Below are 1,889 nucleotides of genomic sequence, written 5' to 3'. Positions count from 1 at the left end.
GATCGTCGTCGGCGCGGGCCCCACCGGGCTCCTCCTGGCCGGCGACCTCGCATCCGCCGGTGTCCCCGTCACGCTGGTCGAGAAGCGACCGCACCACATCAGCAACCTCTCCCGCGCCTTCGTCCTGCACGCCCGCAGCCTCGAGCAGCTCGACGCCCGCCCGTCGCCCACCACCCCCGACGGACGCGCTTCGCGCGCACCTCTTTCCCGCAGCATCGCCGACGACCTGGAGGCCGTCGGCCGCCCCCTCGGCCGGATGCGGCTCTTCGGCCGCCTCGGCATCGACCTCACCGCCCTGCCCTCCCGGTTCGGCCACGTGCTAGTCCTGCCGCAGTACGAGGTGGAGGAGGTCCTGGAGCGGCGAGCGGTCAAGGCCGGCGTGGACTTCCGCCACGAGACCGCGGTGACCGGGCTGACCCAGGACGCGGACGGCGTGACGGTCGAGGTCCACGGGCCCGACGGACGTCCCGGGACGTTGCGGGCGGCCTACGTCGTCGGCGCGGACGGGATGCGCAGCCGGGTGCGCGAGGCGATCGGGCTGCCCTTCCCCGGGCGCTCGGTGATCCGTTCGGTGGTGCTCGCGGACGTACGGCTCGCGGAGCCGCCCGAGACCCTGCTGACCGTCAACGCCGCCGGGGACGCCTTCGCCTTCCTCGCGCCCTTCGGCGACGGCTACCACCGTGTCATCTGCTGGCACCGCGGCCGCAACGTCCCCGACCACACGCCCGTGGACCTCGACGAGGTCAGGGAGATCACCCGGCTCGCCCTCGGCCGTGACTTCGGCATGCACGACGCCCGCTGGCTGTCCCGCTTCCACAGCGACGAGCGCCAGGCCCCCGCCTACCGCGTCGGCCGGGTCTTCCTCGCGGGCGACGCCGCCCACGTCCACAGCCCGGCCGGCGGCCAGGGCATGAACACCGGCCTGCAGGACGCGGCCAACCTCGGCTGGAAGCTGGTCCAGGTCGTCACCGGCCACGCCTCCGAGGCGCTCCTCGACACCTACCAGGCCGAACGCCATCCGGTCGGCCGGGCCGTCCTGCGCAGCAGTGGCGGCATCGTCCGCCTCGCCATGGCCAAGCGCCCCTGGACCCTGGCCCTGCGGGCCGCCCTCGTCGGCTTGCTGGGTGTCTGCGGCCCGGCCCGCCGCAAGGCGGCCGGCCAGATCACCGGCATCGGCTTGCGCTACGCCGCCCCCCGAGGTGCCCACCGCCTCGTCGGCGCCCGCGTCCCGGACGTCGCCCTGGCCGGCGGCGGCCGGCTCCACGAGGCCCTGCGCGGCGGCCGGTTCGTGCTGGTGGCCCCGTGGGCGTACGAGGTCGGGCAGGAGCGCGCCCCCCGGCTGACCGCGGCCCGCTGGGCGAAAGAGCGCCGTACGGTCCTGCTGGTCCGTCCCGACGGCTACGTGGCCTGGGCCGCGGACTCGGCCGATCCCGCGGCGATCGAGGGCGTGCTCGCCACCCACGTGGGCTGACCGGTCGACCCCTGCGGCCACTGCCGCCCCACCCCGGCCGCCTCCGAGGGGGGCGGCCACTCGTCGCTCGGTCCGGTCCTGCACACCGCCCTGACCATTCAGCTCTCCTGAAAACAATCGTCGAAAAGATTCGATGGACCTGACAGTCGGTCGCTGGGACGGTGGGACCACCGCCGTCATCACCCAGCGAAAGGATCTATGTGGCCGACGTCCGGAACCGGACCACACTCGACAAGCCCTCCGCCCCCGCCCCGAGGCCGGCCGCGCCCGCCCTCGGCATCGCGCTCGCCGCCCTGGCCACGGTCGTCTGGGCCGGCAGCTTCGTCACCTCCCGCGCACTGCACGACACCGTGCCTCCCGTGCAGCACGCCTTCTGGCGCTGGGTGGTGGCGCTGGCCGCCGTGGCCCCGTTCGGGGC

2 protein-coding genes are annotated in these 1,889 nt (G+C 74.8%); both read left to right on the top strand.

Translation table 11 applies throughout. The features are described from left to right. Nucleotide 1: 1 nt before the first annotated feature. Entirely contained in the window at nt 2–1,471 is a 1,470-nt protein-coding gene (locus BZY54_RS46600) for an FAD-dependent monooxygenase (RefSeq protein WP_244217682.1), read from the top strand. Between the two features lie 200 nt (nt 1,472–1,671). Then, nucleotides 1,672–1,889 (top strand): EamA family transporter (locus tag BZY54_RS54285; RefSeq protein ID WP_244217681.1); only part of this gene is annotated, 218 nt, incomplete at its 3' end.

Origin of the sequence: Streptomyces carpinensis (assembly GCF_002154505.1) — a bacterium.
Taxonomy (GTDB): Bacteria; Actinomycetota; Actinomycetes; order Streptomycetales; family Streptomycetaceae; genus Streptomyces; species Streptomyces carpinensis.
This window is presented reverse-complemented; position numbering and strand designations above follow the sequence as displayed.